Origin of the sequence: Sphingomonas faeni, from assembly GCF_030817315.1 — a bacterium.
Classification (GTDB): Bacteria; Pseudomonadota; Alphaproteobacteria; order Sphingomonadales; family Sphingomonadaceae; genus Sphingomonas; species Sphingomonas faeni_C.
On record NZ_JAUSZF010000001.1, the window covers coordinates 910837 to 932879 of the forward strand.

Consider the following 22043-nt stretch of genomic DNA (forward strand, 5'->3'; position numbering starts at 1 on the left):
CGCGCTGCGTCCAGACGGAATGGGTCCGTTTGCGCTCGCGCTACAGTGGCACGCGACGAGCTGCGCTTCGGCCACGCGCGGCCTCTGACCTTGGCGAGCGATTGGCAAGATGCTCACCTTCCATCCGGACCGGAACCTGCACATCCGTCACCTTTTCGCGGCTATCGCTCCCACCGTCGATTCGGTCTGCTTCGGCTTGACGTAGCGGTCCAGCCAGTCGGTCATTTGCCACAAAGTCTCCTCGGTCGATTCCAGCGCGCGATAGCCGTGCGGCTCGTTGGGCAGGACGACGTAGCGTACCGTCGCGCCGTTGCCCTTCAGCGCCGCGTACATGCGCTCGGACTGGATCGGGAAGGTGCCGCTATTGTCGTCCGCGCCGCCATGGATCAGCAGGATCGGCGCCTTGATCCGGTCGGCGTAGGTAAACGGGCTCATCTCGGTGTAGGTCGGCGTCGCCTGCCAATAGGTGCGCTGCTCGGCCTGGAAGCCGAACGGCGTCAGCGTGCGGTTGTAGGCGCCCGACCGCGCGATGCCGGCGCGGAACAGATCGGTGTGCGCCAGCAGATTGGCGGTCATGAACGCGCCGTAGCTGTGCCCGCCGACGGCCATGCGGCTGCGGTCGCTGACGCCCAATTTGATCACGGCATCGACTGCTGCCTGCGCATCCTGCTGCAACTGTTTGACGTAGGTGTCGTTGGCCTCTGCGCCGCCCTCGCCGATGATCGGCATCGACGGGTTGTCGAGGATCGCATAGCCCTGCGTCAGCAGGAACAAGTGGCTGATGCCGCGCGGACGGACGAACCGGTTGCCCTGATCGACCGTCTGGCCGGCGACCTTCGCGTCGGTGAACTCCGCCGGATACGCCCACAGCAACGTCGGCAGCGGCCCGTCGCGTTTCGCGTCATAGCCGGCCGGTAGATACAGCGACCCCGACAGTGGCAGTCCGTCGGCGCGCGGATAGGTGATCGTGCGCTGCGTGACGCCGGCGAAGACCGGGGCGGGATCGACAAAGGTGGTGACGGCCTTGGCGCTGCCGCCCTTCACGCTGCGGATCATGTAGTTGGGCGCTAGCTTCGCACTTTCGCGCCGCGTCAGGATGCGTTGACCGCGCTCGTCGAGCAATGCGACGACCGTTTCGTAATAGGGCGCCTTGGCAGTCCACAGCCGCGTCTGTTCGCCCCCGGCCAGCGGCATCGCCGCCAGGAAGGGGAATGCCCCGGCCTTGGTCGCGCCGTCGCCGGTGACGTACACGCCGTCATGGGCTGGCGTGAAGCGCATCACCGGCTTGCCGAAGGCATTGTCTTCGACGATCGGTTCGCCGGGATCTCCATATTGATCCTGATAGTTGAGCGTCGATACCGTCCGTGTCTGGCCGGGTCGCGATGGCGCAACCGCCAGGCGATGCTCGGTGCGCGATCGCCATTCGCGGTCGATCACCATCGCAAAGCCATCATCACCCCACAGCGTCTCCGAATAGCGGGCAGGGGTCTGCGCCAGTTCCACCGGTGCCCCAGCGAACGGCGCGGCCTGCATCATAACCTTGTCGTGGAACGCGATCTTCGCGCGCGGATTGCCGCCGTCGAGCGCCTCGGCCCAGACAAGTGTCGCCGGTGCATCCGACCGCCAGACCGCCTCGCGCGGCCCCTTGAAGGTGGCGTCGAAATCGACTGGCAGATCGTCGGCGAGCGGGCGATCGACCAGCGTCTTCACTGCTTGGCCGGCAATCGTCGATACGGCGATCTCGGTCGGGAAGAACCGGGCGGGCAGAAGATAGGAATAAGGCCGCTTGAGCCGTTCGGTCAGCAGGTAGCGACCGTCTGGGGAGACGCTGAACTCGGTGATCAGGCCCGGCGTTCCGATCGGCTGCTTAGCGCCGGCGAGATCGATGCGGATCATCTGCCCGGTGAAGTAATGGTCGAACAGTGCCTCGTCATGCGCATCGCCGAGTAGATCCTCATAGGTCCGCGCTGCCGAAGTGCGGCCGGCGCTCTCTTGGATCACTGGGCCAGCCGGCGTACTGCTCGCGACGGGCGCCGCGCCGCGACCGGCGGGCACGGTATAGGCGACCAGCGCCTTGCTATCCGGCATCCAGGCGAAGGGCGTACCGAAGGTGCCGTTCAGCCCCCGGGCGACCGTGCGGGCGCTGCCGTCGCGCTCGGCGATCCAGAGCGACAGGCCGTCGGCGTCTTGCGCGTAGAAGGCGAGGCGGGAGCCGTCGGGCGACCAATTGGGCGCGGCGAAACGCAGACCGGCCGGCAGCTTGACCGTCACGGTCCGCCCCGAGCCCACGTCCTTGAAGCTGAGCGCGTTCAGCCATTGCACGCGCACTTCGGCCTGACCGTTGGTGGTAGGATCGATGCGGTAGCCGCCCAGCCGCAAAATCGGTTTCGACAGATTGGCGATCGACGGCAAATTCTCGCGCCCCAAGATGGCGAGCGTGCGGTGATCGGGGCTGACGGCGACGCCGGGGGTCGGCGGTGTCTCCAGTGCCTTGGCGATCGCATCGGGCGCGCGATGATAGGTGGTGCCGCCGGGCGTCTGAGCGGAGGCGGCGGTGGTGGTGAGGAGCAGGGCAATCAGGCAGGCACCGGCGCGCATTCGCATTCCTTTGTCTCTATCGTCAGGTCGTCCGATACGAGGGTTCATCAGGCGCCGACGATAACTCGAAAGGCCGGAGCTTACGGGAGTTTTGTCGTGGGGCAAGTCGTCGAACGGCGCCTTTGGATCCCTTCCGCCCCAAACTGAACGAGTGCCGAAAGTCGGGAAGGCTGCCCGCCCTCCCGGCGATGGTTGGGCTATCCTTCCATGAGTTTAGGAACCAGTGGTCGAACCCATGCGCTCCAGGCGCTGCCACGGAGGGAAGAGCGATGGATGAGTTTGCACGCATGATGAGTATGGAGGGCGTGCGTCCTCTCGATCAAAAAAAGGAGGTATCCCGCCGCATCGTCAAACAGGCGTCTCCAGTCCCGAGCCAGCCCTTAGTAACACCGCCTGAACTGGGGCCGGGTGGCTACGCATGGGTGACAGGACCTCGTGCGCGCACAGCGCTCGAGACGGCGCTGGAGCGCCTTGCCAACGAGATCCGTAATGGACGGCGTGGCTGGGCAACCGGCATTCTTCAGGATGGCAGGACGGTAACGTTGCCTGCTTCGTCGGGAGCGGCATCGCTGCTTGGCACCGCAGATCGCCAATCGCTGCGTCTTATGATTGTCGGTGGGGACGGCTGGACCTTCGTAATGCATCCGCTGATGGGGGTCGCTACGCTCGATGACGATCCCGCTTGATTCGGACGAACGAGCGGCGGGAGATGAATGCGGGGATGGACGACGCGGAGAACGGCAGCGCGCTTGCTCGCCAGACAGCGAATAGCTGGTGGCCTATAAGCACTCCACCGATTGCTATCAGGCCCGCGCTCAGGCTCAGCCCCTGACTAGAACGTGAAGCCGATGCCGCCGACCGCGCTGTGGTTGCGGACGTCGAGGTCGACGCGGATGTCGCCGGTGGTACCACGGATCCCCATCACGTCGCCACCGATCCTGCCGGCGACCGCGCTCGCAGAGACGTTGGTGTAGCGATACTCGCCGAACAGCGATACGGCCCGCGACAGCGGCAGTTTCAGCCCTGCACCGGCGCGCAGGCCCCAGTCGCCGCTGATGTCGGAATCGGTAACCAGATAAACCGGGCCGGCAAAGGCGTAGGGCGTAACGCGCGTGCCGGGGGTCGGCGGCAGGCGCAATATCGCGAGCGCGGCGAAGGTGGCGGTAGTTGGTACCGTTACGCGCGGGATGTCGACGGCGACCGACCGCCCGGGATCGATCACCACGCGCTCACCGAAGACGTCGTCGTCGAACCGCAGGTTACCCGTCGCGCGTATCGTCTGGCGCTTGACGTCGGGATCGAGTGTCGAGGCATCCACCGCGATACCGACTGCGCCCGACCAATAGCCCAGCCGCGCACCGAAGATCGTCGAATTGGTCGGCCGGAGCCTGTCGATGTCGATCCGGAGCTGGGCGGGAATGACGGTGTCATTGACTCGCGCCTCGTCGGCCCGGAGCGTGGCGGCGGTGTTCTCGGGCATCGAGCGTCCAGCGAAGAGGTCCACGTACACTTGCGAGGAAGCTGGGGTGACCGTCATAGCCAGAGTTAGCGTTGTAACGATCGCATAGAGTGCCGGTCGCATCATTTTCCCCCGAGTAATTATGAGGGTAATGAAGTGGGGCCGATACGGTTCCGTTGAACGGCAGTTGCAGACGTTGATCCTCTGCGAATGCGCGGCATTGGCGGATGTGTTTGGGGACCGTGAAGCGTCGCTCCAGGTGCCGAGCGGGATCCCGACCACGGTCGCCGCACTTTCCTTAGTGATGGTGCACATCAAAAAGCCGGAGCGGGATCGGCACGGTCATCATCCCCAAGACGCGGAGGCTGTAATCGTCAGATTGTCACCCATGCGTTGCGGCGCCGAGCGATGGGAACATCCGCAAATTGGAGACGAGCGGCTAAGCGGCGTCAGGCCTGTTTGCCCCCATATCTGTCGACCGGCTATCGTTTGGATTGGCAGATCAGGGGTGCGGCCGGCGTAGTCCACGGTGTGTGCGCGCCTCACGCAAGGTTGCGTTCGGGGTAAGGCCGTCCGCCGGCACCTTGGGTACGGCAAGCCGCTGCGACAGGTAAATGCCGTTGTGGCCCGAGCATAGGTAAGCGATGAAGCAGGCCACAGCGATCGGCACCGCATAGGTAGCGCCGAACAGTTCGATGCCCATGAACGTGCAGGCGAGCGGCGTGTTCGCCGCGCCCGCGAACAGTGCGACGAACCCGATCGCGGCGAACACGCCGGTCGGGACGCCAAACATCGGGGCGAGCGCGTTGCCGAGCGCCGCGCCGATGAAGAACAATGGTGTGACCTCGCCGCCTTTGAAGCCGGCGCTGAGGGTCACGACGGTGAACAGCAGCTTCAGCGCCCAACTCCACGGATGCGTGTCCGGCCCGAAGAAGTTGTCGATGGTAAGGCCGCCGGGCGTCGCCGCTAAAGTGCCAAGGCCAAGATAGTCGCGCGTGCCGAACAAATAGACGAGCGCGATGACCGCGACCCCGCCGATCACAGGCCTGAGCGGGCCATAAGGAACGAGCCGCTTGAGCCATCCGCCCAGCGCGTGGTTGGCTTCGGCGAAGGCGAGACCTGCTAACCCGAATGCCACGCCGGCGATGCCGGCCTTTGCGACCAGCAATGCATCGACCGGCACGAGTGCATCAACCCGGTAGACGCCGTGATGGATACCCCAGGCAAGGCACGTCCAATCCCCGACCAGCGCGGCGGCCAGGCACGGCACCAGCGCGCGATACTCGACGCGCCCGATCGCCAGCACTTCCAGCGCGAACACGGCCCCCGCGATCGGTGTACCGAACACCGCCCCGAACCCGGCCGCGATACCTCCCATCAGGAGTATGCGGGTGCCGTCCGCGTCGAGCTTGAGCGCGCGACCGAAGCCACTGGCGAGGCTCCCGCCCAACTGGACGGCGGTGCCCTCACGTCCGGCCGAACCGCCGAACAGATGCGTCACCACCGTGCCGAAGAAGATCAGTGGTGCCATGCGCAACGGCACCCCGGCTCCCGGTTCATGTATCTGCTCGACGATGAGGTTGTTGCCGCCCTCCACCGAGCGACCCGCCAGATGGTAGAGCAGACCGACTACGAAACCACCCAGCGGCAGCAGGTAGAGCAGCCAGGGCAACGCGAAGCGCAGTCGCGTGGCGGCATCGAGGCTCCAGAGAAATGCCGCACACAGCGTCCCGACAAGTGCTGCCATCGGCACCAGGATCAGCGCCCAGCGAACCACGGATACGACATGGGCGTGACGGTTACGGGCGAACGCTGCAACGTTCAGACCGTCGAAGAGATTACGAAAGGTAGCGCGCACGTTTCCTCCTTGCTGCCTTGCGGCGCCAAGTAGGAATCATCAGCTCTTGTCAGAGCGGTTCGGCGAAATGCCCGGCGGAAATCCATCGCCGTCGCGCGGCCCATGGGGGAACGAAGTGAACTCGTCAACTCCGTCCCGCACTCCTACCCATAGCGGGTCGCGGGACGATCGTTGAAACCGACGTTCCTATCGCGCATCGGGACGGCGGGTGGGGGCGTGAAAGTCGGGAGGTTTGTCTGCGATCCAGCGCAGGAAGCGACCAATGTCCGGGCGTGCTTTCAGGGCATCTAGATCCGCGAATGTCGTGGCGAGATCCTGATTGGACACGCTGGCGTGGATGATACGGTGGCAGATCGGGTGAACGGGTATGACCTCGGTACCGCCGCGGCTTTTCGGAATCCGGTGGTGCCATTCCACCTTTCGACCCAGGGTTCGCTCGCATAGCCCGCATCGTCTGGCATCTTCAGTGGCGATTGCCCGCGCCATGGCCTGCTCAAGCCCCGCCAGTCGCTTCACACGTCCGCCCATCGCCCGAATATGGTGTATTGCGAAGGAAATAACAGCGGTTCGGGACAGCGCTCGCTTCGCGCTTTAGCGCATCGCTGGCGACCGGTTCCGGCGCAGGTTCGACCACCAGTAGGAGGCGAAGCCCCTGGCCTTGTGACGAAGGCGGAACCAGTAGAAATGCTTGATGCCCGCGTGCGTGGTGACAGGCCGTATCACGTCTAGGCGAACGTCAAAAATATCTGCGGCGATGGCGAGCAGAGCGCGCCGGTCGGAAAACAGATACTTGGCGTACAGGGCGCCATCACCGAAGCTGTAGCCCGCCAGCAATCGGGTTTCCTCCACCGTATCACGACGTCCGTGATGGTGATCGACGACGATCCGCGGGTTGTAGAGAACCGCGACGCCCAACCCTGCGGCACGGAACAGAAAGTCCGTATCCTCGGCCGCCACGAAGGGGGCTCCGGCTCCGAACCGTTCGTCGAACCGTCCCGTCAACGTCACGACATCGGCGGTGAACGCGAGGTTCGCCCCCATGACGAAACCGCCTAGGAATCCGCCCGATGGGGCGACCATGTCATGATCTTCAAGTTTTATGGTGACGGAAAGATCGGCCGGGTCGCCAAGAAGAATACGGCCGCCGATGATCGTCGGTCCGCCGACGCTTTCGAACGCCGCGCGAAGGGCTGCGAAATAGTCGGCATGGAGGACGCAATCGTCATCCGTCATGGCGATGATACGGCCCCGACACAGCGCGAGCCCCGTATTGCGGGCACACGCAAGCCCCGGCCTCGGCTCTCGGACCAGATGGACCGGGAACGCCTGCATGGCTTGCCACGCCGCCAACCGCTCTGGCGTATCATCGACGGAGCCATTGTCGACGAGCACGACTTCCACCGTCATGCCGGGCGCGTACGCAAAAGCTCGCCCGACGGAATCGAGCGTCGTCATGAGGGAGCCGGCACGGTCACGCGTACAGATCAGCAGGCTGACGTCGATGGCGGCAGTCATCTTGTGGCGAGAAGCCCGTCGGCAAGACTCAGGGCTTCCTCCATCGTCGCAGCCTTCGTCACGATCTCTTTTGGGAAGGACCAGGCATCCAGATACTTGGCGATCTTGCCGTACTCATTGTCCAGTACGACGTGCGGAATACCCAGCAGGTCTGAAAGTATGTGCCCATGCAGTCGGTCCGTCACGACGACCCGGCCTTGCGCGAGCAACCGCAGTCCACGATCGACGCGTGCAACCGCTTGAGCCTCGCGTGCTATGGCGTCGACGCCGACCGGTAAGTCTGGATCGTCCTCCAGCCAATCTGCGACGATCGCCTGGGTCGTCGATGGCATGGCGTAGCCCTGCCGCTCGTCGTCGGTGCGCATCAGCATCAGCAGGTCGCACTGTGGCGGGCCTGCCGATCGTTCGCCCAGTGCATACGCAGAGTCCGGAGCGAGGTGCGATGGGCATGACAAATGCTTCCGGGCGAAGTCCAAGCTGCGCGTATCGCGGACGTACAGGACGAAGTCCGGATGGTCGGCGACGAGCGTGGCGAACCGGTCAACCTGCGCAAGTACGCGGAAATGGACCGACTGGGGGAGCTGCACGACCGTTCGATCGCGGATCGTTGCGAGGATATGCTCGCGAAACCGCTGGTGATGCGGCCAGATGTCGCCGAGGTTGCCGCCGCCATGTAAAAACAGGATGCCGTCGGGGCAGGCGTCGCGAAAGGCATCGATCTCGAAATCGTGCCAGGTCGAAACATAGCACGGATCGCGCCCGGTTATCTGGCGTAGCAGGGCAAGCTCGCCGAGCCAGATCGCGCTGTCGCCGACGTTCGCGTGATCCGGAAAGTCGACCAGCGCATAACGCGATCCGGGTGCCACGTGCGTCCGATAGACTGTAGCGAGAATGGTACGCTGTGCCGTCAGGTGATCACTGGCCGTCATGCACGCTGTCCCAATCCGTGGCCGATGACATCGCGGTAGAGGCCCTCGCATCGGTCGAGCCACCGATCACGCGTGAACGCGGTCTCGACACGATCGCGCTGCGGTTCGCGGGGGCGTTGGACCGCGTCGGTGATAGCGCGGGCAAGGGCTGGAACGTCGCCGGGCGGTGCGAAACATCCTGTCTCGCCGATGATCTCCCGCAAGGCGCCACGATCGAACGCCGCCACCGGCAGGCCGCACGCCATCGCCTCGATCGCGACCAGTCCGAACGGCTCGTCCCAGCATGGCGTAAAGACGAACACAGAGGCGCGGCCCATTTCCCGTGCCAACGCCGCGGCATCCAGATGTCCGCCATATCGGATGCTACCGTCGATCAGCGGCGCGACGTCGGCGTCCCAATAGTCGCGATCCTCGATCGGTCCGAACAGGGTCAGCGGGACGCCGGCGATCCGGGCCGCCTGCGCTGCCAGATGCGGCGCCTTGTCCGGCGTCATCCTTCCGCACCAGACCGCGCTGCCGTCGCCTCGCTCGACGAAAGGCCATGCGTCTGGGGCGATGCCGTTATGCAGCACCGACGCTTCGCGTGGCGGTCCGTCCGGCCACCAGGCGGCAAGCTGGTGCGCAGAAGTCGCTGTAAGGTGGTGGGTCGGCGCCGCGCTGGCGTGCACGAACCAACGGAGCGCATCATAGGGCGGGACGTGCAGCGACGTGACCGTCGGCACCCTTGCGGTCCGCGCGGGCTCGAGCGGAAAGCGATGCAGGCTGTTATTGTGTACCACGTCGAAGCCATCGGCGGCGATCCGGTCGCAAGCGGCGGCATAGCCTTCGTCGAGATGGGCGATCAGCGGGGCGAAGCCGAGGTGTTCGGCGTCCGGAAAAGTGCGGTCGTAAGCTTCGGGGATCACGGCATCGATTGCGAACTGAGGGTCGCTATCGCCCGAGGCGAACAGCACGACGTCGTGTCCGCGACCCCGTAGCCCCGCCGCCAGATGCCAGCATTGCGATTCCATCCCGCCGGCAAATGGTTGGGCGATCGGCTGGCGGACATGGCAGAGAATTGCGATCCTCATCGGGCTCTCATTCGGCCGCCGCGGCTCGTTCGGTCGCCGCCAGCCGATCTTCCAGGAGACGGATGACGGTCGCGGTATTGGCATAGGGCTGATGGCTTTGCTGTCCGGTCAGCGCAAGATCGGCGGCGTCGGGGCGTCGCAGGATGCGGATCGGCCGACCCGGGGTCGGGTCGATCAGGCCCATCAGGCGGAATGCTTGGAGCCAGTGGCCCATCGTCCGATAGCCCCACTTGGTCTCGAACAACTCGGCATTGCGCACCACGCTGTCGAGATGGTGCACCGGCGGCATGTGGTGCGGATGATATTGGTGATAGGCCAGACCGCCCTTGATCCACGCGATCGCCACGCCAGCCTCGTCGAGCGCCTTGCCGAAATCGGTGTCCTCGCCGCCATACCCGACATAGCGTTCGTCGAAGCCGCCGAGGTCGAGGAACGTCGTCGTTCGCATGGCGAAATTGAGCGACCAGAAACAGCGATAGTCGGTGCAGATTTCGATGCCTTGCGGCGGTGGGCCGCGGCGGTCCGAATGCTTCACCGCGATCTCGGCGAACCGGTCGTACTGCCAGTCGCCCTCGGTCGCGCCGCCCGGCAGGTACAGGACTTCGCCCATCAACAGCCCGTCGAACGTGTCGAGGAACCCGGCATAATCGGAAAGCAGCGTGGGCGTCGGAATGCAGTCCATGTCCAGAAACACGATGACGTCGCCGATCGCCGTGCGCGCCGCGGCGTTACGCGCCGAAGCGAGTGGCAAGGCGTCGGCGACGACCTGAATCTGGCGGATGGGGAAGGGCGCCTCGGGCAGGTCGTACAGATCGTCCTGCATTACCGCGACGATCAGTTCGGTCGGCATCAGCGTCTGGCGTATCAGGCCGCGGACGACGTTGACGAGGTGGTCGGGACGCCCCTTGCCCAGGGTGACGACAGAAACTTCGGTCATGGCGATGGCTCTGCTTGGAATAGGGGGACGCGGGGCGGCTGTTGGCGGTCGCTCAGTGCGTGTGAAGCGGGTAGAAGCGTTCCTCGACGATCCGCGCAGTCCGCTCCGTCATTGCGTCGACGCCGCCGAACTGGAAGCCCAGTTGCGACCCGTACGCGGCACAGGCGGCAATCCGCCGCGCGCGCGTTTCGGGGGTAAGGCGTTCGGTCAGCGCCGGCATGGCGGCAACCCGGTCTTCACGATCGGCATAAGGCCAGTCTTCCCACAGCAATACTGTATGATCGGCACAGGATCGCCGTATCGCATCCAGAACGACGTGATGGTCGACATGGTTGCCGAGGCATAACGGCCCGAGGATTAGATCCGGCCTTTCCGCCGCGAAAAGTTCGGCCAGCGCGGTCGCGACATCGCTTATAATCCGATCATCGGGCAGCCGTGCCTCGAACAACATCTTTGCCGAGGTGTAACCGCGATGCGGTGCTTCCAGAAACGGGAGGTGGATCGCGCTCGCCCCAAGTGCCCGGCACGCTGCGACATCCTCGGCACGGCGCAGCGCCATGTAGTCGACGTCGGCGCCCAAGCCTTTGTCGAGCTGGCATGCCAGCGCGAACCCGGTTGGCTGCGCGACGTTGCCGGTGAAGCATGTCGCGACGGTGACGTCCCAGCCTTGATCGACGCGGGACGCCAGCAGCGCACCGGCGGAGAAGGCGGCATCGTCCAGATGCGGTGATATCGCGAGCAGCTTCATCGGTCGCTCACAGCAGGTGCGGCTCGCTGCGGAAGCGGCAGGGCGTCATCGGCAGGTCGGTATCGAAGGCGGTCTGCGGATGGCCACGCAGGTCGCGGTAGATCCCGACGATCTGCTGTCCGACAGCGTCCCAGCTATACACCCGGCGGCATTCTTCGAGCGCGGCCGTGGCCAGGCGCGCGCGCAGGCTCGTATCGGTGACTACACGGGTCAGCGCGGCCGCCAGGCCCGGCACGTCGCCGGGATCGGTCAGCAGGCCGTTCTCGTCGTCGCGGACGCAGTCGACGACCCCGACGGCGTGGCACGAAACGACCGCAAGGCCGCATGCCATCGCCTCAAGGATGGTGTTCGAGAACCCCTCGGCATAGGTCGGCGACACGAAGACGCCGTGCGCACGGTAGAGTTCGGGGACGGCGTCATAGTCGGCATAGCCGCTGAACGTCACGCGGTCCGTAAGTTCGAGTTCGACCGCGAGCGCCTGCGCGGTTTCGACGTCCGGACCGATCCCGGAGATGGTCGCATGCCAACCCCCTCTTACGTCCGGTAGCGCCTCAAGGAAGTCGAGCACGCCTTTGCGACGGTCGACGCGGCCATGGTAGAGCAGGCGGACCGGGCCTTCGGGCGCGGCTTTCGATGCCGGCGTGAAATGATCGGTATCGACTGCGCCCGGAACAATCGTGAACCGGTCGAGCGGCGTGCCGAGTCGGTCGTGGACTTCGCCCGCGAAACTGTTGCCGCCGATCAGCAGCGCGCCGGCGCTATCGAGCACGCGCACCATCGCCAGCCGGTGCGTCTCGCAGCACGATCCGACCCAATGCCCGTCGCCGCCCTGGATCGACACGACGCAGGGCAGTCCAAGGCGCCGGGCCGCGATCATCGTGGCCCAGCCGGTCGGATAGCCATATTGCGCGTGAAGCATGTCGAACGGATTCACGGCATGGTCGCGGGCGATGGCCTCGACGATTGCGTCTATGTCGCGCTCGAAGTCGCCGCCATCCTGTTCGCCCAGCGCTTCTAGGCCGACGACGCGCACGCCCGGCACCGGGGGTGGGGGGCCGCCGCCATAGACGCGGGCGCGTGCGGGATCGCCGTAATATTGGCTGATCATCGTCACGTCGTGGCCGGCCGCGACGAGTTGCCGCAACAGGTTGATCGCGTAGATCGACATGCCTGATATCGCGGGGAAAAAGCGACGCGAGACGAAGCATATCCGCATCAGGACAGGGCCCCCCGGAGATAGGCGATCGATTCAGGAATGGCCTGATGCGCGCGCGGGCTTTCACGCGATAGTTCGACGCATACCAGCTTGTCGAAGCCGATCGACTTCAGCGCGGCGAGGATGACGGGTATGTCCATGTCGCCCTGACCGAAGGGGAGATGCGTGTGATCCCCTCGGCGCATGTCCTCGACCGCGACCGTCCCGAGGCGGTCGGCATAGGCGCGTACAGCGGCATCGGGGGCGATATCCTGCGTGACGAGGCAGTGCCCGGTGTCGAGCGCGAGCCGCAGGTCCGGGTGGTGGATCGCGAGCCGCGCATAATCCGCGACGGTCTCGATCAGCATGCCGGGCTCGGGCTCCAGGCTGACGGGGATGCCCGTGCGCGCGGCGTGCTCGACGACCTTGCCCAGCCCCTCGTCGAGCCAGTCGAGGGCATCCGCGTGGCGCACGTCGGGCTTGGGCACGCCCGCCCAGAACGACACGGTCTCGGCGTTCAGGATTGCTGCGACCTCAAGCGCGCGGGCGAGGAATGCGACGCGACGGTCACGTCCTTCGGAGTCCGCCGTGACGAGGGTCGGCTCGTGCTTGTCGCGTGGGTCGAGCAGATAGCGTGCGCCGGTCTCGATCACTGACCCCAGACCGAGCGACCGCAACAGCGCGCCAACACGTTCCGCCTCGCGCGTCCAGTCGTCGGCGAAGGGATCGAGGTGGTGATGATCGAGCGTTAGCGCGACGCCGTCATAGCCGGCATCGGCGATCAGGTGCAGCGCGTCGTCAAGCCGGTGGTTGGCCGCACCGTTGGTGTTGTACGCGAAACGGAGCGTCATCTTGCCGCCTCCGTCTCGAGGCTCTGTTCCGACCAAGCGACGTGATGCGCCTCGGGCTCGCGGTAGAGCGGGTAGAGCGGCCCGACGATGGCGTCTGCCAGCGCAGTGTCGAAGAAGGGCTGGCCTCCCAACCGGGCCATGGCCTCGTCGGTCAGGCGAACGGGGCGTCGCGTCGCGCTTTCCTCGCCGCCGAAGCTGACCAGCGGGCTGTCGAGGGCGACCAGCTTGGCGACGTTGCGCTCGCCGATCCGGTAATAGCTCATCGTCTCAACTTCCATGCCGGGCACGATCACCTTGACGACCGCGACGCTGGCGTCGGCGGGGGACATATCGACGTAGAAGATGTCGAACCCGGCCGCCTCGACCGCCTCCCTCGCAAGCTGCCCGCGCGCCCGTGCATCGGGCACGTCGGCGCGCGGCAGGTCGGCGAAGGCGCGACGGCTGCGCTCGGCGAGCATCGTGTCGGCCAGCCATGCGCGCAGCGTCGCGGCATCGACATCGACATCGGTCCAGCGCCGCATCTCGGCGAAGGCGCGACCGTCGCTCGATTTGGCGGCACCGCCAGCCTGCGCCATGAACCGGTCGACATACCCGCGCGGGGCGATCGACCTGGCGAGCGCCATCGGGCCGTGTGCGAACGCTTTGCGCGCGCGACTGGCGGCATATTCGGCGATCGCCTTCGCCAATGCCTGCACCGCGTCGGGATGCGCCGCCTCGCCGCAAGCCGTCGCCATGATCGGTACGGCGGGCTCGCGCGCATCGACGCCGACGCAATAGACGTTCGCCATGCCGAACTCGTCGGTGGCGAATTTCGGGATCACGCGGATGCCGGCCGCGGCGAACCGGTTGATCAGGTCGCCGATCTCGCCGGGCAGGCTTTCCGGCAGGTCGATCGCGACGCCGCGGTCGAGCGCGCGGAACAGCAGCCCGTTGCCGTCGCGCTGGAGGATTTCGCACAGCCCGTGGCCGATCGCCCAGTCAAGGTCCGGCCCTGCGCCCATCCCGTTGGAGATGATGGTCGTGAACGGCACATAGCCGGGGTCGAGTTCCTTGGCCGAATAGGCGGCAAGGTCGGTCGGCACGAGGACGCTCGATCCGTCCGCCCAGCGCCGGGCCTCGACCCAGTCGAGCGGCGTGTCGCGGTCGACCGGCGATCCCGCGGGCAGGCACAGCGTCAGCGGATCGGCGATCCCGCGCATGCCGCGTTCGCGGACGAGCTCGGCATAGCTGCCCTGCGTCTTGCCGCGCGCCGACAATGTCAGCGTCGGCCAGACCATCTCGGCGATCTCGCCCAGCGCGCTCAGGATCGCGGCCTCGTCGGTCGCGCCATAGCCGACGCCGTACGGCATGATGCCGTCGAGGTCGGCGGTCTCCGGGAACAGCGCGACCACCCAGACGGGTATGCCGACGCGGTCGATGCCGTCGATCGGAAACGCGACGATGTCGCCGGCGGGAAATGCATCGAGATACAGACGGCAGGCCGCGCCGAGTTGCTCGGGAAGGCCGGTGATGCTGCGAGTCATAGCGGGATCCTCTTCACGCCCGGCGCGCGGGACAGCGCTTCGTCCAGCACCGCGACGGCGACGTCGCGACCGACTTCGGGGGCATATTCGAACGGAGTCAGGACGGCGTCGAACGCCAGCGGCGCGATCACGTCTCGATACTGGCGGATCTCGCCATGTGTCAGCGGGATGTCCTTGTGGAACGCCTTGTGGCTGGAGATCGCGTGGCTGATGCCCGCCTCGTCCTGGTCGATCTTGAACATGTCGCCACAGAACAGGCGGCGGCCGACCGCGTCGTGGAGTGCCGCCTGTCCCTCGTAATGACCACCGACGTGATGCAGCGTGTAGCCAGGCGCGATCTCCAGCACGTCGTCATACGGCGTCGTGACGCGGAACGCCTTGGTCATGCCGAGGTCGTCCTTGTGGATCGCAAGCATCTCGGGCGCGCACTCCCGCTGGAGCTGGAACAGCGCGCCATAGCCATGCGCATGGCTGGCCGCGAGATAGCGGATGCCGCCGAGCCGCGCGATCTGCGCGAGCATCGCCGGCGAATAATAGGGTGCGGCTTCGAACGCGATGTTGCCGCTCTCGCGCACGATCAGCCAGCCGGTGCCACCAAGCCCAAGGTGCGGCGTGGTGGTGAACGCCCAGAGATCGTCGGCGACCTGTCGCCAGCTACCGTCGTGACTCGCCGCAACCTCGTGCTCGGGGAGAAAGCACCAGCCATCCTCGGGCAGGTCGTTGCGCGTATCGTTGCAGACCGGGCAATCGGCGGGCGCGAAATGGCGCTGCCAAAAGCCGCAATGCGCGCAGGCGTACCAGCTCAAAGGCATGATCGCGCCTCGGTATAGGCGGCGTCGAAAAGGCGCATCAGCGACAGGTCCCGGTCGATGGAAAAATCATGCGCCTCGCCGCGGACCGCGGCGGCGAACGCGGCGGCCTGTGCGGCAAACGGCGACAGCGCGGCGCCGAAGGGCAGGGCGGTTTCCTCCCCGGTCCGCGCGCAACGGCGGATCACGGTGCCGCCCTCGGTCTGGCCCATCGTGTTCGTGGCGACCAGCAAGCCGCCCTCGCCGAGGATCTCCAGCCGGCGGCGGGGCAACACTTCGGGGCAGTTATAGGCGACATGGCTCTGGACCAGCACGCCGCCTGCGGTGCGACCCGACAGAATGCCGCCATCGTCGACCGGATAGTCGTGAATGCGCCGCTGCAGGTCGATGTGCAGGCGGTCGAGCGGTTCGTCGACCAGCATCGCCGCTAGGTCGAGACCGTGCAGCGCGAGGTCGATGACCGCACCGCCGCCCGCTGCTGCCGGATCGGCGCGCCAGTTGCAGCCATCGCCGATGGCGGACGGCGACCAGCTAGGGTCGACCCAACACGCATAGACGATCCGGACCGCGATCGGGCGGCCGATCGCACCGTCGCGGATCGCCTGCGCCATCGCCCGGTGCGCGGGGTGGTGGCGCTGGTCGAACGCGGTGCCGTACAGGTGTCCCGCAACCGCCGCGCCGATCGCTTCGGCGTCGGCGAGCGTCGCGGCGATCGGCTTTTCGCACAGCACCGGCACGCCGGCCGCGACCGCCGCGCGGACCGGGTCGGCATGGCGATTGTTGGGCGTGGCGACATAGACGCAGTCGAGCGCGGCATCGGCCAGCATCGCCTCGGCGGTATCGTAGGCGAGTATCCCACCCGACATCGCGCTGGCCTGTGCCATCGGGGATGGGTCGGCGATCGCGACCAGCGTCCCGCCGGCCGCGGCGATGCCCGGCGCCATGTAATCGCGCGCAACCCAGCCGAAGCCGACGATCCCCCAGCGCATGGTCACCACCGCGCCGGTAGGTCGAGGACGCGACGGTTCCGCGCGGGATCGCCAGCATCCGTCAGCCATGTGGCCGCAGCGCCATATTCCGCGCGGTAGCGATCGGAGGGCCATCGCGGGGTATCGCCGTCGAGCAACGGATTCTGCTTTAGAACCGCATCGGCGAGGGGCATCGCCAGTCCACCGGTCAGCGCCCGCGCCTTGACGCCGTCCGCCCCGCCGCCATCTGCTTCGACGATCGACCATGCCTCGATAGCGGAATCATCGGACCACTGGGTCGAGGCTGGCGCATCGGCCGCGAGCAGAGCGCGGCGTAGCTCGCGCTCGTCATAAACGGCCGCATCGGGGAACAGCGCAGCCCATTCGGCCCCGGCGCGCGCCGGTCCCATCGCACCGCCGGCGACCGCGGCATTGTGGAGGTGGCTGACCGCGAGCACGCCGCCGGGCGCGACGGCCGCGCGCAGCAGTCGGGCGACCCGCGGCTGATCGGGCAGGAAATACAGGGCGTCGTGGCACCCGACGAGGTCGAAGCGCTGCGTCTCGACCGGCCAGCCCGCGGCTGCGTCGAACACGACATACTCCGCCTCGGGCGCGACCCAGTGCTTCGCCAGCCAGCATTTCGAGAACACGACGTCCGCGCCGACGCACGCAACCCCGCGCGCCGACAATTCGCGCAAATAATGGCCGATGCCGCACGCCAGTTCGAACGCGGTAGCCGGCTGCCGCCAATGCGCTTCGATCAGCGCGAGCCCGGCGAGGTACGTCGGGTCGCTCCAGCGATGCGCGAAATAATCCGCCACCGGTCCCATCCGCAGCAGCGCCATCGCCGCGCGCAACGACAGCGTCTCGCGCTCGCGGACGAGGCGTTTCAGCTCGCGAAGATCGGTCGCCGGGCCGGTCCACCACGCATCCTGGTCGGTCAGCAGCGCAACCAGCGCATCGTCCGGACAGTCCGCGTCGAGATGGTCGAGTGCGACCGCCACCAGCCCCTCGCTGTCGGTCCGCAGATACGGGATCCCGTCGACCACCGGCCAGCGCTCGCCGGGTGCGGCCAGCGAATGCGGCGTGTCGGCGACGAGCGGCCGTCCCGTGAGGGGAGAGCGATAGGTCACAGCAGGCCGACGTTGGCCAGCACGCGGTCGTGGAAGTCCTTCACGGGACCTGCATGGACGAGCTCGTAGGTGTGGAGGACGCTGTCCATCGCCGCCGAGGCGGCGCGCAGATGCTGCTCGATCTCCAGCACGCGGTCGAGCACGTCGGCGGCATGGAACGCGCGTGCCGCCGGCGTCGCGTCGCCGGCGATCGGCGCGATCGCCGCGCGGACCTGCGCTGCCACCGCCGGATCGAGCATCGCCATCGCCTGTTCGCGCGCACCGTCGATCACGCGGTCGAGCAGGTCGCCGAGCAGCACCTCGCCGGTGAACCCCGCATCGGGCATCGCCGCATTGTGGAAATGATGCGCCATCGACGCGAGGAACACCTCCGCCGGATCGGCGCCGTAACCGGGCGCCGCGAGCACACCGTACACCGCGACGATCAGGCAATGCTCGGCATGGTTCTCGGGCGGCTGGAGCAACAGCCGCGGCCGACCCGGACAGGTGACACCCGCGCGCGGTTGCGTCGCGAGCTGGGTAACGAACCGTGGTACCGGCCCGGCCGCCGGCGCGCCCTCGGCAAGCGCCTTGCGCAAATCGGCTGCCAGCGCCGGGTCGACCTGCACCGCGATCTCGTCGAACCCGCGTTCGAGCACGGCGCAGGCTTCGGCATCCGACAACCCAAGCTCTGCCAGCGTGGCGCGGTCCAGATCACCCAATCGTGCCGCGGCAAGCGCGGCCGCGGCGGTACGCCGCATTACTCCCGCCGGAGCCTCGCCCGCCGCCAGCGCCGCCCAGCCGCGCGCGAACAACCGCTCCGCGATCGACCCGTCGCGATCCGCCGACCGGATCCGCTTCAGGTCGCCAAGCTCGCGCAACAGCGGCAAATGCGCCGCACTCAGCATCACCGACGGTCGAGCCAGGTATCGAGGATCAACTGCTGCTCGCCGAAGGCGTGGATCGGCTCGCCGCCATCGGCGGTCTGCGGCATCTTGAAGAAAATCCCCATCTGATCCTGCACGCCGCCTTCACCGCGCGTCTGCGCCAGTGCCAAGCACCGTGCGATCTCGATCGCGAGCGGGGCCGCCAGCACCGAATCCTTGCACAGGAAGTTCAGCTTCAGCTGCATCTTCTGGCCGAGGAAGCCGGTCAGGTCGATATTGTCCCACGCTTCCTTGTTGTCGCCGCGCGGCTTGTAATAATGGATCATGATGATGTGATCCTCGACCGGATAGCCGAGGATCTGGTCGAGCACCGACTTCTTGGTATCGACCTTCGAGGCGAGGCTCTTTGGGTCGTCGAGCGCGAGGCCATCCGAATTGCCGAGGATGTTGGTCGAGAACCAGCCATCGACGTGCAGCGCACGATCCCGCAATGCCGGCGCTATCACGGTTTTCAGCAACGTCTGGCCGGTCTTGCCGTCCTTGCCGGCGATCGGCACGCCGCGCTGGCGGGCGAGTTCGGCAAGCGGCGCGACGTCGGCGGCGACCGACGGCGTGAAATTGGCATAGGGCGTGTCACTGGCAATCGCGGCATAGGCGTAGAGCATCGCCGGGCTGATCGCCGCATCGTCGCCGTCTAGGCCACGTTCAAAGCCCTCGACGCTGGTCAGCGCGTCGGCCCCGAGATCGGCCTTGCGCTCGGTCGAGGCGAGATTGACCATCACCACCCGGTCGAGATTCTGCTCGGACTTGAAGCGCGCGAGATCGTCCTGGATGTGCTTGACCGCCGCACGGTGACCGGGGGCGGCGATCTTGTTGGCTCCGTCGATATTGGCACAAAAGTCGGTCGACCCGACCGCGGGCCAAGGCCGCATGTCCGACAGGCTTGCAGCGCCATTGGCAAGATCGCTCTCCGTCAGCACGCCGTGCTTCAGCGCGGCGGTCGCGAGGTCGTCATGGCTAAGATCCCAACCGCCAAAATGGAGGTCGCGGTATGCCGCCATGCCCTCAACGTCGCGGCTGGCGAGCGGCAGGCCCGACAGGTCGTTCGACCCTGCGCGGATCATCGCGATACCCGCGGCAGCAGTAGTGGCCACCGCGCCATTCAGCCCGATCACTGCGATCCCGACCCGTTCGCCCATAACTACGTCCTCTCAAACAGAGGGCGTGGCTAGCCAACCGATAAGCAAAGTCCACCGATGTCTGCGTAGATGGCGGCTAAAGTGCTCAGGCGATTACATATGTTGCCGTTTTTGGCGGCAAGATGAAGGTGCCCGTAGGAACGCCCTCGCGCCGCCATCAGCGTAACGGTCAGCGTATTTCTCTGATCGCTAGCCTCTGTCGGAGGACACTGATCCGTGGATCAATCATGCCAAACTCGCGACCAACCAATTGGACCGTGTTCGGTGGGTTCCGCATCGACCGTCCGCATCACTTGCCACTTTTGTCGAGGTCGCCAAAGCCCTTGGGACGGCGCACGGGATTGCAGCGCGCGATCAGACCACCGGGGAGGGCGACGTGATAGCTGCTGGGCAGTCGCGGATCGGGCCAGAGATAGTCGGTCGAGACATACTGCGCGCCGCCCGCCAGCGCGGTATCGCGCGGGACGGTGTCGTTGGCGCGTGCTTCCCCGCATTGGCCGGCATCGCGTCCCGCAACGTCGGATAGTTACCCTGCACGTCGTCGGTTACGATCAGCTTGCCGGGCGCCATCACTGAGCGGATCTCCGAATCTAGCGCGTCGTATGCCGTCTCGAACGGCAGCGAGTCGATCCCGCCGACGGTCGCTTCAGGTACGGGCGTCGATCGTGCGTGAGCGGTCGATGCAAAGGTCAGAATGACCAGCGATGCCGCGGTTGCTCGCAGCATGAAGACGGGACGCATGAACATAAACCCCCGTTGTTGATCGGATTGCTGTCCGATTTGTCCAGGGCGTTATGAACATTCTTGATGACTGTCGCGCGGCGCTTTTGTTGCGGATTACCAGAACCGCTTTGAACCCATGAGCCGCTCGTACGCGTCGGTCGCGTCGGACAAGATCGGCTCCCGCTCCGCGACCGGCAACACCGTTTCGTGGTCCAGGCCGAAACGGTCCAGCAATGCAGGCGCAGTCGCCAGATCGTTCAAGATGCCCAGATGGTCCTGCAAGGCCTCCAGATGTTTCGTGAACGCCTTGAACCGCCGCCGCGACCGTTTGTCAGGGTACAGGCTCTGGAAGAATCCAGTCGCATATCGCAGCTTTTTGGCAGTGATCCGCACTTGGTGACGCGCCTCGTCGTCGAGGTGGTCGAGATCGCGACCGCGTCGCTTGATGCGCCGACGTAATTTTCTCAATACCTCGCTGGCAAACGCAGCCGCAGGCGCATGCACCCTCTTCGGATCCAGCGGCTGAGTGCGCCACATGCCCAACGCCGTCCATTCGACCACGTCGATCATCAGGTCCCGCGTCCGCTTGGAGTCCAGCGCGGCTAGCGCCGTCGTATAAGCGTCCTCGTGCGCCGCCAGGAGTGCTGGATGCGAAGCATCGCCAACCCTTTGCCGCAGTATATCCAGGTCTCGCGCCGCACCAAGCGACCCGGCCAGCCATTTGAGCTCACTTGCGAGATGCGCAAAGCGGTCGTCGGCAACGACTGGCTTGAAGATCGACAGCGCAGACCGCAGCCGTCGCAAGGCAACCCGGGCCTGATGCAATGCCTCGGGTCCGGGATGGCGGCGCAAGACGTTCTCGTTCAGGCGGAAGTGGCGCAGGCACGTGCCGACGATCTGCGCGAAAGCTTCAGCCGTGGTGGTGTCCGGTGCCAGGTCCAAACGTTCGGCCTTAATCGCGTCCGACATTGCCGCGTCGATCAGCCGATATCCTCGCTCCCCCTTCGTCAGGACGCCGAGGCGCATGGGAATGTCGACTCCCAGCTCGCGAGCCAGCGCGAATATCGCGCTTGGCCGGCCATCCTTCAGTTCCAGCTCTAGTTCGGAGACGGGCGTGACGCGGTCGCTTGCAGAAACGGAGCCCGTATCGGCAACGAGTTCCACCGTACAACCGTCATGCACGACGACCCACTGCTTGCGCGTTATCGTGACGGTGAAAGCCTGCCTGACCTTGCCAAGCGTTTTGCCTGCGATCAGCGTGTGTATCGGCGATCCGGTTTCTATCTCTGGCTCGAAACCGGCGACTTCATGCTCCCATTCCGGGCGGGCAAACAACCCTGCCGCCGCCCCGCCGCTGACCTTGATCGTCTGGACATGCTTGCCGCCGGCTGTCCGTACACGCAGCGATACGCCTGCCGCGCGCAGATCTTGTTCCGGCGTATCGAAATAGGCTGAGACTTGATGAATGACCTTGGGAGTGGTGTTCCGCAGTATCTCGGCTGTGGTCAGGCGATCCATTGCCGCCTGATCTATTTCGAGCTTCAACTCGATTTCGCTTGCCGCGTCGCCTGACGACAGACGGTCTGTGGTTTCGATGGTCATCGATAGACAATCGTCGACCCGCGATATCGATCCGACGGCGTCGTGGCCGATCCGGTCGAC

General features: G+C 65.9%; 20 protein-coding genes and 1 riboswitch. Of the genes, 1 reads left to right on the forward strand and 19 read right to left on the reverse strand.

The features are described 5' to 3' along the window. Nucleotides 1-147: 147 nt before the first annotated feature. Nucleotides 148-2598 (reverse strand): alpha/beta hydrolase family protein, encoded by a 2451-nt coding sequence (locus QFZ54_RS04310; protein WP_307084740.1) that lies wholly within the window; start codon nucleotides 2596-2598, stop codon nucleotides 148-150. Between the two features lie 269 nt (nucleotides 2599-2867). Here QFZ54_RS04310 and QFZ54_RS04315 point away from each other — a divergent pair, with 269 nt between their 5' ends. Next, on the forward strand, nucleotides 2868-3284 hold the full coding sequence (locus tag QFZ54_RS04315; protein ID WP_307084742.1) for a hypothetical protein: 417 nt from the start codon (nucleotides 2868-2870) through the stop codon (nucleotides 3282-3284). A gap of 146 nt (nucleotides 3285-3430) precedes the next feature. On the opposite strand, the gene QFZ54_RS04320 is transcribed toward QFZ54_RS04315, so the two are convergent. The 18 genes from QFZ54_RS04320 to QFZ54_RS04405 all read right to left on the reverse strand — a co-directional run bounded on the left by QFZ54_RS04320 (nucleotide 3431) and on the right by QFZ54_RS04405 (nucleotide 21983). Then, nucleotides 3431-4078: an outer membrane beta-barrel protein gene (locus QFZ54_RS04320; protein ID WP_307084744.1), complete on the reverse strand. Its 648-nt coding sequence runs from the start codon at nucleotides 4076-4078 to the stop codon at nucleotides 3431-3433. A 481-nt stretch (nucleotides 4079-4559) separates the two neighbouring features. Next, a complete protein-coding gene (locus QFZ54_RS04325; RefSeq protein WP_307084746.1) occupies nucleotides 4560-5915 on the reverse strand; it encodes a voltage-gated chloride channel family protein in 1356 nt (451 codons plus the stop codon). Nucleotides 5916-5938: 23 nt separating this feature from the next. After that, nucleotides 5939-6014, reverse strand: a riboswitch (Fluoride riboswitch). Between the two features lie 87 nt (nucleotides 6015-6101). Further along, nucleotides 6102-6401: an HNH endonuclease gene (locus tag QFZ54_RS04330; RefSeq protein ID WP_307089259.1), complete on the reverse strand. Its 300-nt coding sequence runs from the start codon at nucleotides 6399-6401 to the stop codon at nucleotides 6102-6104. A 105-nt stretch (nucleotides 6402-6506) separates the two neighbouring features. Then, nucleotides 6507-7430, reverse strand: a complete 924-nt coding sequence (locus QFZ54_RS04335) for a glycosyltransferase family 2 protein (protein ID WP_307084747.1) — start codon at nucleotides 7428-7430, stop codon at nucleotides 6507-6509. Then, nucleotides 7427-8359, reverse strand: a complete 933-nt coding sequence (locus QFZ54_RS04340) for a polysaccharide pyruvyl transferase family protein (RefSeq protein ID WP_307084749.1) — start codon at nucleotides 8357-8359, stop codon at nucleotides 7427-7429. The genes QFZ54_RS04335 and QFZ54_RS04340 overlap by 4 nt, the downstream gene beginning before the upstream one ends. Further along, a complete protein-coding gene (locus tag QFZ54_RS04345) occupies nucleotides 8356-9429 on the reverse strand; it encodes a glycosyltransferase (protein ID WP_307084750.1) in 1074 nt (357 codons plus the stop codon). Before QFZ54_RS04345 ends, QFZ54_RS04340 begins: the two co-directional genes overlap by 4 nt. 7 nt (nucleotides 9430-9436) lie before the next feature. After that, complete coding sequence (locus QFZ54_RS04350; RefSeq protein WP_307084752.1) at nucleotides 9437-10366, reverse strand: glycosyltransferase family 2 protein; 930 nt, start codon at nucleotides 10364-10366, stop codon at nucleotides 9437-9439. 52 nt (nucleotides 10367-10418) lie between these two features. Then, nucleotides 10419-11114, reverse strand: a complete 696-nt coding sequence (locus tag QFZ54_RS04355) for a PIG-L deacetylase family protein (RefSeq protein ID WP_307084754.1) — start codon at nucleotides 11112-11114, stop codon at nucleotides 10419-10421. 7 nt (nucleotides 11115-11121) lie between these two features. Next, nucleotides 11122-12282, reverse strand: coding sequence for a glycosyltransferase family 4 protein (locus QFZ54_RS04360; RefSeq protein WP_307084755.1), 1161 nt, complete (start codon nucleotides 12280-12282; stop codon nucleotides 11122-11124). A 47-nt stretch (nucleotides 12283-12329) separates the two neighbouring features. Beyond that, nucleotides 12330-13160: a sugar phosphate isomerase/epimerase family protein gene (locus tag QFZ54_RS04365; RefSeq protein WP_307084757.1), complete on the reverse strand. Its 831-nt coding sequence runs from the start codon at nucleotides 13158-13160 to the stop codon at nucleotides 12330-12332. Next, nucleotides 13157-14683, reverse strand: coding sequence for a YcaO-like family protein (locus tag QFZ54_RS04370; protein WP_307084758.1), 1527 nt, complete (start codon nucleotides 14681-14683; stop codon nucleotides 13157-13159). Before QFZ54_RS04370 ends, QFZ54_RS04365 begins: the two co-directional genes overlap by 4 nt. After that, complete coding sequence (locus tag QFZ54_RS04375) at nucleotides 14680-15495, reverse strand: hypothetical protein (RefSeq protein ID WP_307084760.1); 816 nt, start codon at nucleotides 15493-15495, stop codon at nucleotides 14680-14682. Before QFZ54_RS04375 ends, QFZ54_RS04370 begins: the two co-directional genes overlap by 4 nt. Continuing rightward, nucleotides 15486-16481 carry a Gfo/Idh/MocA family protein gene (locus tag QFZ54_RS04380; RefSeq protein ID WP_307089261.1) on the reverse strand — a complete coding sequence of 332 codons (996 nt, stop codon included), beginning with the start codon at nucleotides 16479-16481 and terminating at the stop codon, nucleotides 15486-15488. The genes QFZ54_RS04375 and QFZ54_RS04380 overlap by 10 nt, the downstream gene beginning before the upstream one ends. A gap of 2 nt (nucleotides 16482-16483) precedes the next feature. Next, complete coding sequence (locus QFZ54_RS04385; protein WP_307084761.1) at nucleotides 16484-17593, reverse strand: class I SAM-dependent methyltransferase; 1110 nt, start codon at nucleotides 17591-17593, stop codon at nucleotides 16484-16486. Beyond that, the gene (locus QFZ54_RS04390; RefSeq protein WP_307089263.1) at nucleotides 17590-18480 is read right to left on the reverse strand and encodes a hypothetical protein; all 891 of its coding nucleotides are present in this window, start codon (nucleotides 18478-18480) and stop codon (nucleotides 17590-17592) included. The genes QFZ54_RS04385 and QFZ54_RS04390 overlap by 4 nt, the downstream gene beginning before the upstream one ends. Continuing rightward, on the reverse strand, nucleotides 18480-19658 hold the full coding sequence (locus tag QFZ54_RS04395; protein WP_307084763.1) for an inositol-3-phosphate synthase: 1179 nt from the start codon (nucleotides 19656-19658) through the stop codon (nucleotides 18480-18482). The genes QFZ54_RS04390 and QFZ54_RS04395 overlap by 1 nt, the downstream gene beginning before the upstream one ends. 289 nt (nucleotides 19659-19947) lie before the next feature. Next, nucleotides 19948-20106, reverse strand: coding sequence for a Ca2+-dependent phosphoinositide-specific phospholipase C (locus QFZ54_RS20350; protein ID WP_373458579.1), 159 nt, complete (start codon nucleotides 20104-20106; stop codon nucleotides 19948-19950). A 389-nt stretch (nucleotides 20107-20495) separates the two neighbouring features. Continuing rightward, on the reverse strand, nucleotides 20496-21983 hold the full coding sequence (locus QFZ54_RS04405; RefSeq protein WP_307084767.1) for a CYTH and CHAD domain-containing protein: 1488 nt from the start codon (nucleotides 21981-21983) through the stop codon (nucleotides 20496-20498). Between the last annotated feature and the right edge of the window lie 60 nt (nucleotides 21984-22043).